12 protein-coding genes are annotated in these 14,683 nt (G+C 67.3%); 5 read left to right on the forward strand and 7 right to left on the reverse strand.

From position 1 onward, the window contains the following. Window positions 1–46: 46 nt before the first annotated feature. Window positions 47–1,216: a helix-turn-helix transcriptional regulator gene (locus tag A3AG_RS0130225; RefSeq protein WP_018009008.1), complete on the forward strand. Its 1,170-nt coding sequence runs from the start codon at window positions 47–49 to the stop codon at window positions 1,214–1,216. A 21-nt stretch (window positions 1,217–1,237) separates the two neighbouring features. On the opposite strand, the gene A3AG_RS0130230 is transcribed toward A3AG_RS0130225, so the two are convergent. Further along, window positions 1,238–2,128 carry a LysR family transcriptional regulator gene (locus A3AG_RS0130230; protein ID WP_018009009.1) on the reverse strand — a complete coding sequence of 297 codons (891 nt, stop codon included), beginning with the start codon at window positions 2,126–2,128 and terminating at the stop codon, window positions 1,238–1,240. 104 nt (window positions 2,129–2,232) lie between these two features. Between A3AG_RS0130230 and A3AG_RS0130235 the strand changes: the two genes are divergently transcribed. The 4 genes from A3AG_RS0130235 to A3AG_RS0130250 are packed head-to-tail and all read left to right on the forward strand — an operon-like array spanning window position 2,233 to window position 6,166. Further along, a complete protein-coding gene (locus A3AG_RS0130235; protein WP_018009010.1) occupies window positions 2,233–3,432 on the forward strand; it encodes a CaiB/BaiF CoA transferase family protein in 1,200 nt (399 codons plus the stop codon). Between the two features lie 20 nt (window positions 3,433–3,452). Next, a complete protein-coding gene (locus A3AG_RS0130240; RefSeq protein WP_018009011.1) occupies window positions 3,453–3,914 on the forward strand; it encodes a MaoC family dehydratase in 462 nt (153 codons plus the stop codon). Between the two features lie 54 nt (window positions 3,915–3,968). After that, window positions 3,969–5,129, forward strand: a complete 1,161-nt coding sequence (locus A3AG_RS0130245) for an acyl-CoA dehydrogenase family protein (protein WP_018009012.1) — start codon at window positions 3,969–3,971, stop codon at window positions 5,127–5,129. Window positions 5,130–5,167: 38 nt separating this feature from the next. Then, the gene (locus tag A3AG_RS0130250; protein ID WP_018009013.1) at window positions 5,168–6,166 is read left to right on the forward strand and encodes an acyl-CoA dehydrogenase family protein; all 999 of its coding nucleotides are present in this window, start codon (window positions 5,168–5,170) and stop codon (window positions 6,164–6,166) included. Between the two features lie 30 nt (window positions 6,167–6,196). Here the strand turns inward: A3AG_RS0130250 and A3AG_RS0130255 are convergent, their stop codons facing one another. The 6 genes from A3AG_RS0130255 to A3AG_RS0130280 all read right to left on the reverse strand — a co-directional run bounded on the left by A3AG_RS0130255 (window position 6,197) and on the right by A3AG_RS0130280 (window position 14,680). After that, a complete protein-coding gene (locus A3AG_RS0130255) occupies window positions 6,197–7,750 on the reverse strand; it encodes a SpoVR family protein (RefSeq protein WP_018009014.1) in 1,554 nt (517 codons plus the stop codon). Window positions 7,751–7,878: 128 nt separating this feature from the next. Further along, window positions 7,879–9,141 carry a YeaH/YhbH family protein gene (locus tag A3AG_RS0130260; protein WP_018009015.1) on the reverse strand — a complete coding sequence of 421 codons (1,263 nt, stop codon included), beginning with the start codon at window positions 9,139–9,141 and terminating at the stop codon, window positions 7,879–7,881. Between the two features lie 37 nt (window positions 9,142–9,178). After that, a complete protein-coding gene (locus A3AG_RS0130265) occupies window positions 9,179–11,101 on the reverse strand; it encodes a PrkA family serine protein kinase (protein ID WP_012355394.1) in 1,923 nt (640 codons plus the stop codon). Between the two features lie 466 nt (window positions 11,102–11,567). Beyond that, a complete protein-coding gene (locus tag A3AG_RS0130270) occupies window positions 11,568–12,755 on the reverse strand; it encodes an acyl-CoA dehydrogenase family protein (protein ID WP_026164578.1) in 1,188 nt (395 codons plus the stop codon). Between the two features lie 139 nt (window positions 12,756–12,894). Next, the gene (locus A3AG_RS0130275) at window positions 12,895–13,674 is read right to left on the reverse strand and encodes an enoyl-CoA hydratase/isomerase family protein (RefSeq protein ID WP_018009017.1); all 780 of its coding nucleotides are present in this window, start codon (window positions 13,672–13,674) and stop codon (window positions 12,895–12,897) included. A gap of 22 nt (window positions 13,675–13,696) precedes the next feature. Further along, window positions 13,697–14,680, reverse strand: a complete 984-nt coding sequence (locus tag A3AG_RS0130280; RefSeq protein ID WP_018009018.1) for a Bug family tripartite tricarboxylate transporter substrate binding protein — start codon at window positions 14,678–14,680, stop codon at window positions 13,697–13,699. Window positions 14,681–14,683: the final 3 nt, after the last annotated feature.

Raw genomic sequence — 14,683 nt, forward strand, 5'->3', positions numbered from 1 at the left:
GCCGTGGCGCAGGGCAAGAGGCGTTTGCCACCGGGGGGATCTGAACATGGGCGAACACCCGACAACGGACGAGGACTTCCATCGTCTGGTCGACTCCATCTATGAATCTGCGCTGGACGTCGCGGCCATGCCCGCCGCCCTCGACCTGTTTTCGCGGTACACCTGCACCGTCAGCCCGCGCTACCTGATCTGGGACAAGCTTGCCGGCCATGCCCGCCTCGGCGTGACCCCGCACGGCTGCTTCACCGGTGGTGCCAGCCTGCCCGAGCGCCTGCCCGGCATGCTCGACCGCGCTTGCCAAGGTGCCGGCACGGCCCTGCCTGACGCGGCGGCGCTGTGCTGCGGCGGCGCCGCGACCGCCGCGACCGATGCCGCGGCGCTGGCCTGCACCGAGCTGGAGCAAGGCATCCGGCTGGTCGAGAACGCCGAAGTCTGCGTGCTGATGAGCGGCACCAACGCCGGCAGCATCAGCGCCGGCCAGCGTGAACGGCGCCTGTCGCACGTCATGCCGCACTGGGTGCGCGCCGCGCGCATGCAGCAGCGCAACTTCGAACTGAGCGGGCTGGCCAGCCTGGGCCTGGCCGGCCTCGATACCCTGGACTTCGGCGTGATGGTGCTGCAGGCCGACCTGCGCGTGCGCTACGCCAACAGCTGGGCCGAAGCGCTGGTGCAGGCCGACAGCCACCTGTCGCTGCAGGACGGCGTGCTGCGCGCCCATAGCGACACGCTGCAGGCGGTGCTGCGCAAGCTGCTCGACGGCGCCATGCGCGGCCGCGGTGCCGACGCCGCGTCGGGCTCGTGGATGCATATCACCTCGGGCGGGCAGCCGGTGCCGATCATCGTCACGCCGCTGGTATCGCGCCAGCCGGTGGAGGGCCCGTGGCAGCTGCCCGCGGCGATGCTGCTGCTGGGCAATTCCGAATCGCGCTCGGTGCTGGATGCCGGCGTGCTGACCTCGCTGTTCGGGCTGTCGCGCAAGGAGAGCATCATCGCCATCCGGCTCGCCGCCGGTGAAACCCTCAACGAAATCGCCGAGCGCGAGTTCCTCTCGCCCCATACCGTGCGCGTGCATATCCGCGACACGCTGCGCAAGACCGGCACGCATCGGCAGTCCGAGCTGGTTCGGCTGCTGCACCTGCTGCCCGGCGTCAACCTGGAGCGCGCCGGCATGACCTCCGCGGTCCGGCCGCGCGCGCAGCGCCCGCGCGCCGCCTGACCGTCCAGCCGTTATCGCTGGCTACTGCACCGCGGCCTGCGCCGCCGCCAGGAAGCGCTGCACCTGGCGGTCGCCGTCATCGGGCCGCGCCGCCAGCGCAATGCCGATGCGGCCCGCCGGCCGCGGGCTCGACAACGGCAGGAAGCGCACGCGCCGGTTGGCGTAGCGCGCCGCCACGCTGGGCACCAGCGCCACCCCCAGCCCGCTTTCCACCAGGCTCACCTGGGTCTGCACCTGCACCGCCTCCTGCGTGACGCGCGGCACGAAGCCCGCCTGCTGGCACAGCAGCATCGCCACCGCATGCAGGTTGGGCACCTGCGCGGCCGGATACATGATGAAGGGCTGCTCGGCCAGCGCGCGCAGCGCGATCGCGTCCGCGCGCGCCAGCGGGCTGTCGGCCGGCACCGCGGCGACGAAGACATCGTTCTCCAGCGGCGTCAGCGCATAGCCGCCGCTGGAGAGGATCGGGAAGCGCACCAGCCCGGCATCGATCTGGTGCTGCTCCAGGCGGTCGAGGATCGCGGCGGTGGTCGATTCATGCAGGATCAGCTCGATGCCGGGATGCGCGGCGCGGAATGCCGGGATCAGCTTGGGCAGCAGCGCATAGGTGGCCGAGCCGATAAAGCCGATGCGCAACGCGCCGCGCTCGCCCTGCCCCGCCGCCATCGCCGCGGCGCGCGCCTGCTGCGCGTGGAACAGTGCCCGCCGCGCGTCATGCAGCGCGGCCTCGCCCGCCTGCGTCAGCCGTACCCCGCGCGAGGTGCGCACGAACAGCGCCGTGCCGAGTTGCTCCTCTAGCTTGCGGATCGAGATCGAAAGCGGCGGCTGCGCCATGTGCAGCCGTTCAGCGGCGCGGTGGAAGTTGCCGGTCTCGGCCAGGGCGACGAACTGCTGCAGTTGGCGCAGGTCCATGGTTGCCAATATCCACAGGATATCGATTGCTAAAAAACTAATATTAGACCAGCCGAAGGTCGCTGATCTACCCTGTGCCGACAGTACACAAGCACGGAGACACTATGCTGCCGCTTGCAGGCATCCGCGTAGTCGACCTGTCCACGGTGGTGATGGGGCCGTATGCCAGCCAGTGGCTGGCCGACCTCGGCGCCGAGGTGATCAAGGTCGAGCCGCCCGAAGGCGATTCCACGCGCCGCACCGGGCCCGCCGCCGAAACCGGCATGGCGGCGATCTTCCTGGGGGTCAACCGCGGCAAGCGCAGCGTGGTGCTGGACCTGAAGCAGCCCGCCGCGCAGGCCGCGCTGGAGCGCGTGCTGGACCGCGCCGACGTGCTGATGCACAGCATGCGCCCGCAGAAGCTGGCGGCGCTCGGACTGGACCCCGACGCCGTGCGGGCGCGCCATCCGGACCTGGTCTTCGTCAGCCTGCTGGGCTTTGCCGAGGACGGCCCCTATGGCGGCCGGCCGGCCTACGACGACATCATCCAGGGCCTGTCGGGCAATGCCGCGCTGATGGCGGCGCAGACCGGCGACAGCCGCTACTTCCCGACCATTGCCGCGGACAAGACCAGCGGGCTGGTGGCGGCGCTGTCGGTATGCGCGGCGCTGGCCGGCCGCGCGCGCCGCCAGGCCGATGGCAGCGCCGGCCATGGCACGCTGGTGGAAGTGCCGATGTTCGAATCGATGGTGGCGTTCAACCTGGTCGAGCACTTCTACGGCCACCACTTCGAGCCGCCGCGCGGCCCGAGCGGCTATCCGCGCGTGCTGGCGCCATTGCGCCGCCCGTACCGCAGCGCCGACGGCCATGTCTGCATGATGCCGTACACCGATGCGCACTGGCGCGACTTCTTCAACGCCGCCGGCCGCCCCGAGCTGGCTGCCGATGCGCGCTTTGCCGACATCGCCGCGCGCACCGAGCATATCGAGACCCTGTACGAACTGACCGGCGAGATCGTGCAGGCGCACGGCACCGCGCACTGGGTGGCGCTGTGCGAACGGCTGCAGATCCCGGTGGCGCGCATCAACACGCTCGACGACCTGCAGCACGATCCGCACCTGGCCGCCACCGGCTTCTTCGAGACCGCCAACGATCCGGCCATGGGCAAGCTGCGCTTTCCCGGCGCGCCGGTGCGTTTCGACGGCCAGCGCGCGCGGCTGGCGCTGCCGCCGCGGCTGGGCGAGCACACCCGCGCGGTGCTGGCCGACGCAGGCCTCGCTGATGAACAGATCGCACAACTGCAACAGAGCGGCGCCGCACGCTGAGCCGCCGGCACGGAGACACCATGACGCATGCCGAACTGCCCCGCCTGGGCCAGGGCTTCTACTGGCAAGACCTGCACCAGGGCCAGGCCTTCCGCACCTTCGCCCGCACCGTCACCGAGACCGACCTGGTCAACTTCATCTCGGTCACCGGCATGGTCGAGGCCATCTTCATCGAAGCCGGCTACGACGGCGGCGCGATCCAGGGCCGCCCGGTGCCGGCGGCGCTGACCTATGCGCTGATCGAGGGCTTCATCCTGCAGACCATGATCCAGGGCACCGGGCTGGCGATGCTGGAACTGACACAGCAGATCCACGGCCCGGTGCGGGTCGGCGACACCATCCACGCCACCGTGACCGTGACCGGCATCCGCCCGACCTCGCGCAGCGGCCGCGCCGTGGTGGACTCGCGCATCGAGGTGTTCAACCAGCGCGGCGAACAGGTGATGACCTATACCGCGCGCCGGCTGCTGGCGGGCCGGTAACGCTGCGCGGAATCCAAAGCACGCCTCTGCCATATCAAGCGACAGGACTCAAACGTGACCGCCTTGCTCTCCACCTTCACCCTCACTACCTTGCCGCCCTACGCCGCGGCATTCCGCGCCGAGGTGCGGGCCTTCCTGGACCAGCACCTGCCGGCGCTGCCGGCGGAAACACGGGCGCGCTCGTGGATGGGCTTCGATGCCGGCTTCAGCCGGGCGCTGGCCGCGCGCGGCTGGGTCGGCATCACGTTGCCGGCGCAGTACGGCGGCGCGGGGCTGGATCCGTTTTCGCGCTTCGTGCTGGTGGAGGAACTGCTGGCCTGCGGCGCGCCGGTGTCGGCGCACTGGATCGCCGACCGCCAGAGCGGTCCGCTGATCCTGCGCTACGGCAACGACGCGCAGAAGGCGCGCTACCTGCCCGCGATCAGCCGCGGCGAGGCCTTCTTCTGCATCGGCATGAGCGAGCCCGATTCCGGCTCGGACCTGGCCAGCGTGGCCACGCGCGGGGTGCGCCAGCCGGATGGCAGCTGGCGCCTGAACGGGCGCAAGATCTGGACTACCAACGCCGACCGCTGCCACTTCATGATCGCGCTGGTGCGCACCTCGGGCACGCCGCAGGACCGGCAGGCCGGGCTGTCGCAGTTCATCGTCGACCTGCATGCGCCCGGCGTCACGGTGCGGCCGATCCGCGACCTGGCCGGCGATGCGCACTTCTCGGAAGTGACCTTCGACGACGTGGCGCTGGAGCCGGAGGCGCTGGTCGGCAACGAAGGCAGCGGCTGGGAGCAGGTCAACGCCGAGCTGGCGTTCGAGCGCAGCGGCCCGGAGCGGCTGTATTCCAGCGTGGTGCTGCTCGACACCTGGCTCGACGCCCTGCGCCGGCTGCCGCCGGCGCGGCGCGACACCGTTACCGCCGGCCGCCTCGCCGGCCACCTGGCGGTGCTGCGCGCGATGTCGCTGGCAGTCACGGCGCGGCTGGCCGCGGGCGAAAGCCCGGTGGTCGAGGCCGCGCTGGTGAAGGACCTGGGCACCACCTTCGAGCAGTCGGTGCCGGCCCTGGTGGAAGCCGCGCTCGGCGACGAACCGGCACTCGCGGCCGATGGGGCGCTGTACCGCACCCTGGCCTATGTCACGCAGATCGCGCCGTCGTACTCGCTGCGCGGCGGCACCCGCGAAATCCTGCGCGGCATGATCGCGCGCGGGCTGGGCCTGCGCTGATCCGCTGCCCTCGACCGCCATCCTGAACGAGATTGCCCATGCATAACGCCTACTCCGATGCCCTCGACGCGCTGCTGCGCGACTGCTGCACGCCCGCCACGGTGCGCGCGCTGGAACAGCAGGCCGACCCGCAGCCGCTGTGGCAAGCGCTGCACGACAGCGGCTTCGCCGACTGCCTGTTGCCCGAATCCGCCGGCGGCGCCGCGCTGGCGCTGCGCGAACTGACGCCGGTGCTGTTCGTCACCGGCCGCCACGCCCTGCCGCTGCCACTGGCGCAGACCCTCTTTGCGCGCGCGCTGCTGCATGCCGGCGGCATCGCGCTGCCCGACGGCCCGATCGCGCTGGCGAGCTTCGACGATGGCGCCGCCGCCACGCTCGTGGCGGACGCCCGCCATGCGCAATGGTTCCTGCTGCAGGACGGCGAACGCTGTTTGCTGCTGCCGGCCGCGGCGGCGCACGCCGAGGCCACCGGCGCACACGGCGACCTGACGCTGCGCGTGGCGCGCCCCGACCCCGCCGCGCCCGCGGCATTCCAGTTGCCGGCCGGCACCGTGCGCACGCAGGGCGCCTGCCTGCACGCGGCACAACTGGCCGGCGCGCTGTCGCATGTGCTTGACATGACGCTGCAGTACGCCAACGACCGCCAGCAGTTCGGCCGCGCCATCGGCAAGTTCCAGGCGATCCAGCACCAGGTCAGCGAGATGGCCGAGCATGTCGCCGCGGCGCGCGTGGCGGCGCAACTGGCCTGCGACAGCGACGGCGCCACGCCCGACCCGTTGCGCGCGGCGATCGGCAAGCTGCGCGCCAGCGATGCGGTCACGCCGGTGGCCGCGATCGCCCACGCCGTGCACGGCGCGATCGGTATTACCGAGGAATATGACCTGCAGCTCTATACGCGCCGGCTGCATGCGTGGCGCGTGGCGGACGGGTCGGAACGGTGGTGGAGCCGCGTGCTGGGCGAAGCGGTCTGTGCCAGCGACGGCTGCAAGGCGGTGGAGCTGCTGCGCGACTGGTGCGAGCCGGCGCCCGCCGTCTGAAGCGGCGGGGCCGGTGGCGCCGCCTGCCGCTCAGGCGGCCAGGCTCAGCCCGCTGCCGTGCGGGCGGCGGTGGCGGCGCTCAGGCTTGCATTCGTACTTGAGCTCGGTGCGGCCGTCTTCATAGGCCACCTCCAGCCGCACGGTAAAGCCCCACAGCCGGGTCACGTGCCGCACCACCTCATCGAAGTTGTGCGCCAGCGGACGCCGGTCGTTCTGCAGGTGGCGCAGCGTCAGCGAGCGGTCGCCGCCGACATCGACGTTGGTGACCTGGATATTGGGCTCCATGCTGGACAGGTCATACTGCGCCGCCATCAGCTGGCGGATGGCGCGGTAGCCCTCGTCGTCATGGATCGCGGTGACGCGCAGCTTGCCCTCGCGGTCATCGTCCAGCACCGAGAACAGCTTGAGCTCGCGGATCACGCGCGGCGACAGGAACTGCAGCAGGAAGCTCTCGTCCTTGAAGTTGCGCATGGCGAAGTCGAGCGTCTTGCGCCAGTCGGTGCCGGCGATTTCAGGGGCCCAGCGATAGTCCTCGTCGGTCGGGTTCTCGCACATGCGGCGCAGGTCCTGGAACATCAGGAAGCCCACCGTGTAGGGGTTCATGCCGCTGTAGTAGGGGCTGTGGTACGGCGGCTGGTAGATGACGTTGGTGTGCGCCTGCAGCAGCTCCATCATGAAGGCGTCGTTGACCAGCTTTTCCTCGTACAGCTGGTTGATGATGGTGTAGTGCCAGAACGTGGCCCAGCCTTCGTTCATCACCTTGGTCTGGCGCTGCGGATAGAAGTACTGCGCGATCTTGCGCACGATGCGCACGATTTCGCGCTGCCATGGGGCCAGCTTGGGCGCGTTCTTCTCGATGAAGTACAGCAGGTTCTCCTGCGGCTCGGGCGGGAACGGCACATCGGGCTCGGGCGTGTCGTCTTCCGACGCCAGTGCGTGCGGCCGGTGCTTGGGCAGCGTGCGCCACAGGTCGTTGACCTGCATCTGCAGGTAGTTCTCGCGGTCGGCCTGGCGCGCCTTTTCCTCGGTGATCGACAGCTTCTTGGGCCGCTTGTAGCGGTCCACCCCGTAGTTCTGCAGCGCGTGGCAGGAATCGAGCAGCAGCTCCACCTCCTGCTCGCCGTAGCGCTGCTCGCACTCGGCTACATAGTTCTTGGCGAACAGCAGGTAGTCGACGATGGCGTCCGCGTTGGTCCAGGTGCGGAACAGGTAGTTGCCCTTGAAGAAGGAGTTGTGGCCGTAGCAGGCATGCGCGATCGTCAGCGCCTGCATCGGCATGGTGTTCTCCTCCATCAGGTAGGCGATGCAGGGATTGGAGTTGATGACGATCTCGTAGGCCAGCCCCATGTGCCCGCGCTGGTAGCTGCGCTCCGACGCCAGGAAGTGCTTGCCGTAGGACCAGTGGCTGTAGCCCACCGGCAGCCCCGCCGACGCGTAGGCGTCGAGCATCTGCTCCGCGGTAATGATCTCGATCTGATTGGGATAGGTATCCAGGCCGAACTCGCCGGCGATGCGGGAAATTTCGCGGTCATACCGGTTGATCAGCTCGAAGGTCCATTCCGAACCCGTGGACAGATAAGCCATCTTCGCCCCTTTCGTCCGCGCAAGACAGGCAGGCCGGTGCTTGCGGCGCGGGCGCGCCGCCGGATCCCTGTCTTGCCAATATTGCCTTCTTCACCGCGGCTTGCCGGCAATCCACCGGCCAGCACTGATTATGCCGCGCGTTTCTGGAACAGGTCGTGCAGCACCGGGTAGATCTCGTCCGCGCCGATGATGCGCTGCATCGCAAAGTGATCGAACTGGCTCTTCACCGTCAGATACTCTTCCCACAGGTTCTGCGGCTCTTCCGACGCTACCTCCACATAGGCGTAATACTGCACCAGCGGCAGGATCGACTCGCGCAGCAGCCGTCCGCACAGCTCGGAATCGCCGGCCCAGTTATCCCCGTCCGAGGCCTGCGCGCAATAGATGTTCCACTGGCTGGGCGGATAGCGGTCGTGGATGACCTCCACCATCAGCTTCAGCGCGCTCGACACGACGGTGCCGCCGGACTCGCGCGAGTGGAAGAAATCTTCCTCTTCGACTTCCTTCGCCACGGTGTGATGGCGGATAAACACCACGTCGATGCGCTCGTAGTTGCGCTTCAGGAACAGGTACAGCAGCATGAAGAAGCGCTTGGCCAGGTCCTTGCGGCTTTCGTCCATCGAGCCGGACACGTCCATCAGGCAGAACATCACCGCCTGGGCCTGCGGGCGCTTCTTGAGCACGCGGTTGTTGTAGCGCAGGTCGAGCTTCTCGATAAAGGGGACGCGGTCGATGCAGGCACGCAAGTGCCGCATCTTCTCCATCAGCTCGAGCGTGCGTTCGGCGTAGGGACCGTCCTGTTCCAGCGCCTCGGCATAGGCCAGCTCCAGCTGGCGCAGCCGCTTTTGGTAAGGGCTGGACAAGGCAATGCGCCGCCCCAGCGAGCTGCGCATGGTGCGCAGGATCGACAGGTTGGACGGCGTGCCGTCGATGGAATACCCGGCGCGCACCTTGCGCACCTCGGCAATCTTGGCGAGGTGGCGCTTGGCCAGGTCCGGCAGCGCCATGTCCTCGAAGAAGAAATTGAGGAAATCCTCGCGCGACAGCGTGAAGACGAAATCGTCCTCGCCCTCGCCGCTGTCGCTGGCCCGCGAACCAGTCCCGCCGCCGCCCTGCTGCTGGCGGTCGAAGGAATCGCCCTTGACGAACTTCTTGTTGCCAGGGTGAATCCACTCGCGCCGCCCGCCCGGGCCGTGGTGGAAGATCGGTTCGCTGATGTCCTTGACCGGAATGGACACCTGCCCGCTCTGCTCGATGTCCATGATCTTCCGGCCGGACACCGCCTTTGCCACCGCTTGCCGGATCTGCTCGCGGTAGCGCTTGATGAAGCGTTGCTGGTTGACGGCACTCTTGTTGCCGCCGTTTTCGCGCCGATCGATGACCGTAGCCATATGTTGCCCTCGTTGAGAGACCTGTTCCGCGGCGCCGTTACGATGACTTTCTTACGCGCAGATACCACTCCACCAACAGTCTCACTTGCTTGGGCGTGTACCCCTTCTCGACCATGCGGTTGACGAAGTTCTCGTGCTTGTCCTGGTCTTCGCGCGAAGACTTGGCATTGAACGAGATCACCGGCAGCAGGTCCTCCGTGGTGGAGAACATGCGCTTCTCGATCACCATCCGCAGCTTTTCATAGCTGGTCCAGACCGGGTTCTTGCCACCGTTGTTGGCCCGCGCCCGCAGCACGAAGTTGACGATCTCGTTGCGGAAATCCTTCGGGTTCGAGATCCCCGCGGGTTTTTCCACTTTCTCCAGCTCGTCGTTCAGCGCGTTGCGGTCGAGGATTTCGCCGGTGTTGGGATCGCGGTATTCCTGGTCCTGGATCCACAGGTCGGCGAACACTACATAGCGGTCGAAGATGTTCTGCCCGTACTCCGAATACGATTCAAGGTAGGCGGTCTGGATCTCCTTGCCGATGAACTCCACGAACGGCGTGGTCAGGTACTCCTTGATATACGACAGCAGCTTGGCTTCCTGCTCCGGCGGGAACTGCTCGCGCTCGATCTGCTGTTCGAGCACGTACAGCAGGTGCACCGGGTTGGCCGCCACTTCGGTGTTGTCGAAGTTGAAGACCTTGGACAGGACCTTGAACGCGAAGCGCGTCGACAGCCCGTTCATGCCCTCGTCGATGCCGGCGTAGTCGCGGTATTCCTGGTACGACTTCGCCTTCGGGTCGACGTCCTTCAGGCTCTCGCCGTCGTAGACGCGCATCTTCGAGAAGATGTTGGAGTTCTCGGGCTCCTTGATGCGGGTGAGCACCGCGAACTGCGCCATCATCTTCAGCGTGTTGGGCGCGCAAGGCGCGGCCGACAGCGAACTGCTGCGCAACAGCTTGTCATAGATCTTGACCTCGTCGGACACGCGCAGGCAGTACGGCACCTTGACGATATAGATCCGGTCGAGGAAGGCCTCGTTGTTCTTGTCCGCCTTGAAGGTCTGCCACTCGGCCTCGTTCGAGTGCGCCAGGATGACGCCGTCGAACGGGATCGCGCCGAAGCCTTCCGTGCCCTTGTAGTTGCCTTCCTGGGTCGCGGTCAGCAGCGGGTGCAGCACCTTGATCGGCGCCTTGAACATTTCGACGAACTCGAGCAGGCCGCGGTTGGCCAGGCACAGGCCGCCGGAATACGAGTACGCGTCCGGGTCGTCCTGCGGGAAGTCCTCGAGCTTGCGGATGTCGACCTTGCCCACCAGCGACGAGATGTCCTGGTTGTTCTCGTCGCCCGGCTCGGTCTTCGAGATCGCGATCTGCGACAGCACCGACGGACGCAGCTTCACCACCTTGAACTTGGTGATGTCGCCGTTGAACTCGTGCAGGCGCTTCACTGCCCATGGCGAGGCAATGGTATTGAGATAGCGCAGCGGGATGCCGTAGTCCTCTTCCAGGATCTTGCCGTCTTCTTCCGGCGAGAACAGGCCCAGGGGCGACTCGTGGATGGGCGACCCCTTCAGCGCGTAGATGGGGATCTGCTCCATCAACGCCTTCAGCTTCTCCGCGAGCGAGGACTTGCCGCCGCCGGGAGGCCCGAGCAGATACAGGATCTGCTTGCGCTCTTCCAGGCCCTGCGCCGCGTGCTTGAAGAACGAGACGATCTGCTCGATCGTGTCCTCCATGCCGTAGAAGTCGCGGAAGGCCGGATAGATGCGAATGACCTTGTTGAAGAACAGGCGGGACAGCCTGGGATCATGGTGGGTATCCACCAGCTCAGGCTGACCGATCGCGGCGAGCATGCGTTCGGCAGCGGTCGCGTAGGCAGTCGGATCCTTCTTGCAGATCTCCAGGTACTCCTGGATGCTGTATTCCTCTTCCTTGCGAGCTTCGAACCGCGTAGCGTAATGGCCAAAAATGTCCATACCTCACTCCCGTCAGAGTTCACGTCCGAGGCGTAGGTAGTGCTACCCCCAAGGCTTCGCGCAACGTTCGCGGTACACCACCCCGGCCTGGCGACCTGTCATGTTGCGAAGTCTTTACTTCATCATAGTCAAATAACGGCGATGGTGGAGTCCGAGTTGACGAATCTGCGACGATGCAACGGATGTTTCGGTACTGCCTTCCCGCTGCCATTGCCGCCGGATTCTGCTGTCAGCTTTTGGCTGATTTGTGCTCGGCTTCGCCCCCGCGCGCGACGGGCCATTGACCATGCTTGTGACACACCTTACACCTTTCCCGGGATCCGTGCACATCCGGTTTTGTAACCATAAGCACGAAAGCCGGCACAGGTGCCGGCTTTCATTTTTCGCATGGTCTCAGACGTTTTGCGTCATGCGCGCACTAGCACACGGACAGTGCTGATAGCGCTTTGCGCCCGCGCGGGCAGGGTCACAGCGTGCGCGCGACCAGCTCTTTCATGATCTCGTTGGAGCCGCCGAAGATCTTGCTCACGCGTGCGTTCGCGTACATGCGCGCGATCGGGTATTCCAGCATGTAGCCGTAGCCGCCGTGCAACTGCAGGCACTCATCGATGACCTGGCAGTTCTGTTGGGTGCACCACCATTTGGCCATCGCCGCGGTCGCCGCGTCGAGCTGGCCGTCCATCAGGCGCTGCATGCAGTCGTCGACGAAGGTCGCGGCGATAGTGGCCACGGTCTTGCATTCCGCCAGCTTGAAACGGGTGTTCTGCAGGTCGCCGAGCGGCTGGCCGAACACCTTGCGCTGGCGCACGTAGTCGGTGGTCAGCTCGATCGCGCGCTGCATGGTGGCGACCGCGCCCAGCGCAATGATCATGCGCTCCTGCGGCAGCTGCTGCATCAGCTGGTAAAAGCCCTGCCCCTCCTGCGTGCCGAGCAGGTTGTCGCACGGTACCAGCACGTCGTCGAAGAACAGCTCGGCGGTGTCCTGGCCCTTCTGCCCGATCTTTTCCAGGATGCGGCCGCGACGGAAGCCCGGCAGGTCCCGGGTTTCCACCATGACCAGCGACACGCCGCGCGAACCGGCTTCGGGATCGGTCTTGGCCACCACGCAGATCAGGTCGGCGTGGTAGCCGTTGGTGATGAAGGTCTTGGCGCCGTTGATGCGATAGCAGTCTCCGTCCGGGGTCTGTTCCCGCAGCGCGCGGGTGCGTATCGCTTTGAGGTCGGAACCGGCGCCGGGTTCCGACATCGCGATGGCCGCCACCAGTTCGCCGCTGGCCATCTGCGGCAGCCATTTCCGCTTCTGCGCCTCGGTGCCGTAGCGCAGCAGGTAGTGCGCCACGATGCCGCTGTGGACGTTGTTGCCCAGGCTGGTGCAGACCGCGCGCGACATCTCCTGGGTGATGATGGCCTCGTGGGCGAAGGTGCCGCCGCCGCCGCCGTATTCCTCGGGGATGCTGGCGCACAGCAGCCCGATCTGGCCGGCGCGGCGCCACATGTCGCGGTCGATGTAGCCCTGCTCGGCCCAGCGCGGCTCGTTGGGGGCGAGTTCGCGCTCGACGAAGCGGCGCACGGTGTCCTGGAACATTTCCAGCTCTTCGTTCATCCAGGGGGTCTGGCGTGCGGCGGGCGCCGCGTTCTGGTCTTGGGATCCCATAAGTCGTACCGGTATCAGGGTAAACGTGAACAATGAAGCGGCAGGCCCCGGTCGACGCCGGATTTCCTGCCTATATAAATAGGGGCGCAAGCCAGGGGGGTAACCGGCGCGGCGGGACATCAAGCCCGGCCTGCCCCCTTCAGTCCGGCCAGCGGTAGCGCAGCGGCTGCTTGGCCATGAAGCGGTCGGCGGCCTCGCGGCGGTAGCCGGTGGAGAAGGCGATGCCCTGCGCGTCCGCCTCCATCGCCAGCATGGTGTTCAGGTCCTGGCCCAGCGACGCATTGAGCGCCTGCTTGGTCAGGCTGACCGCCACCGGCGAGGCCTCGGTGAACGCCTGCGCGAGCTCACGGGCGCGCGCCTGCAGGCCGTCGGCCGGCACGATTTCCATGACGATGCCAAGGTCTTGCGCCGCCTGCGCATCGAGCTCGCGCATCGAGAACATCAGCGCCTTGGCGCGTTGCAGCCCGATCATGCGCGGCAGCGTGTAGAACGCGCCACAGTCCGGCACCAGCCCCATGCGCAGGAATGGCAGCCCGAAGCGCGCGCGCGGCGTCGCCAGGATGATGTCGGCCGTCAGCGCCAGGCTGAAGCCCGCGCCATAGGCGGCGCCGTCGACCGCGGCGATGACCGGCACGTCGAGCCGGATCAGGTCTTCCAGCCAGCCGTGCAGCTTGCGCAGGCGCCGGCGGCCCTGCTCGGCGCTGATCTCGACCTGCATCGAGCTGATGTCGCCGCCCGACGAGAAATCGGTGCCGGCCGCGGTCAGGATCAGCGCGCGCACGCTGTCGTCGTCCCGTATCCGGCGAATCACTTCGCCGATTTCCTCGCGCATCGGCAGCGACAGCGCGTTCTTGCGCGCCGGGGCGTCCAGCGTCAGCGTCGCAATGCCGTCCTCAAGGGTAAAACGGATGGTTTCCATGGCCTGGGCTCCCGCGGCGGTGTCAGTCGAGCTGGATGTTGGCGTCGCGCACGATCCTGGCCCACTTGGGCGTATCGCCGGCGACCACGGCAGCCAGTTCCTGCGGCGTCGAGCCGACCGGCTGCAAGCCCATGCCGGCCAGCTTTGCCGTCACTTCGGGCAACCGCACGATGCGCGCGGTTTCCGCGGCCAGCCTTGCCGTCACGTCCCTGGGCGCGTTGCCGGGCAGGAACAGCCCGAACCAGCCATTGGGCTCGAACCCGGCCAGGCCCAGCTCGGAGAAGGTCGGCACATTGGGCAGCGCCTTGTAGCGCTGGGTCCCGGTGATGCCCAGGATCCTGAACTTGTTGCTGGTGAGGTAGGGGTTGGCCGAGGTCACGTCGACGAAGGCGCTGTCCACCTGGCCGCCGAGCAGGTCGCTCATCAGCGGCGCCGCGCCCTTGTACGGGATATGCGCGATCTCGATGCCGGCCTGCTGGCGCAGCAGTTCGCCGTGCAGGTGCGACGAGGTGCCGTTGCCGTACGAGCCGTAACTGAGCTTGCCGGCCTTGGCCAGCGCCAGGAATTCGCGCATGGTGCTGGCCGGCACCCGGTTGGGCACCACGAACAGGTCGGACGACTTGGCGATCAGCGACACCGGGGTGAAGTCCCTGGCGACGTCGTACGGGGTGCGCTTGTACAGCGCGGGCGACTGGATCAGCGCGGTGATCGCCAGCAGCAGGGTGTAGCCGTCGGCCGGCGCCTTGGCGACCGTGTCGTTGCCCAGCATGCCGCTGGCGCCGGGCTTGTTTTCCACCACCACCGGCTGTCCCAGGCTGTCCGCCAGGCGCTGGCCGATCAGCCGCCCCACGGTATCGGCGCCGCCGCCGGCCGGGTATGGCACGATCAGGCGGATCGGCCTGGCGGGGTACGGCTGCTGGGCGAAAGCCCGGCCCGCGCCGCCAAGGATAGCCGCGCCGGCCAGGGTGCCGGCCTGCGCCAGCCAGTTGCGTCTGCTCTGCTGCATGGT

This window comes from Cupriavidus neocaledonicus, assembly GCF_000372525.1.
Lineage (GTDB): Bacteria > Pseudomonadota > Gammaproteobacteria > Burkholderiales > Burkholderiaceae > Cupriavidus > Cupriavidus neocaledonicus.

Excerpts from the sequence above, each read along its gene's own strand:
- A3AG_RS0130280 (WP_018009018.1), bottom strand. The coding sequence starts at position 14,680 with ATGCAGCAGAGCAGACGCAACTGGCTGGCGCAGGCCGGCACCCTGGCC.
- A3AG_RS0130235 (WP_018009010.1), top strand. The coding sequence starts at position 2,233 with ATGCTGCCGCTTGCAGGCATCCGCGTAGTCGACCTGTCCACGGTGGTG.
- A3AG_RS0130270 (WP_026164578.1), bottom strand. The coding sequence starts at position 12,755 with ATGGGATCCCAAGACCAGAACGCGGCGCCCGCCGCACGCCAGACCCCC.
- A3AG_RS0130250 (WP_018009013.1), top strand. The coding sequence starts at position 5,168 with ATGCATAACGCCTACTCCGATGCCCTCGACGCGCTGCTGCGCGACTGC.
- A3AG_RS0130260 (WP_018009015.1), bottom strand. The coding sequence starts at position 9,141 with ATGGCTACGGTCATCGATCGGCGCGAAAACGGCGGCAACAAGAGTGCC.
- A3AG_RS0130275 (WP_018009017.1), bottom strand. The coding sequence starts at position 13,674 with ATGGAAACCATCCGTTTTACCCTTGAGGACGGCATTGCGACGCTGACG.
- A3AG_RS0130230 (WP_018009009.1), bottom strand. The coding sequence starts at position 2,128 with ATGGACCTGCGCCAACTGCAGCAGTTCGTCGCCCTGGCCGAGACCGGC.
- A3AG_RS0130265 (WP_012355394.1), bottom strand. The coding sequence starts at position 11,101 with ATGGACATTTTTGGCCATTACGCTACGCGGTTCGAAGCTCGCAAGGAA.
- A3AG_RS0130255 (WP_018009014.1), bottom strand. The coding sequence starts at position 7,750 with ATGGCTTATCTGTCCACGGGTTCGGAATGGACCTTCGAGCTGATCAAC.
- A3AG_RS0130240 (WP_018009011.1), top strand. The coding sequence starts at position 3,453 with ATGACGCATGCCGAACTGCCCCGCCTGGGCCAGGGCTTCTACTGGCAA.
- A3AG_RS0130225 (WP_018009008.1), top strand. The coding sequence starts at position 47 with ATGGGCGAACACCCGACAACGGACGAGGACTTCCATCGTCTGGTCGAC.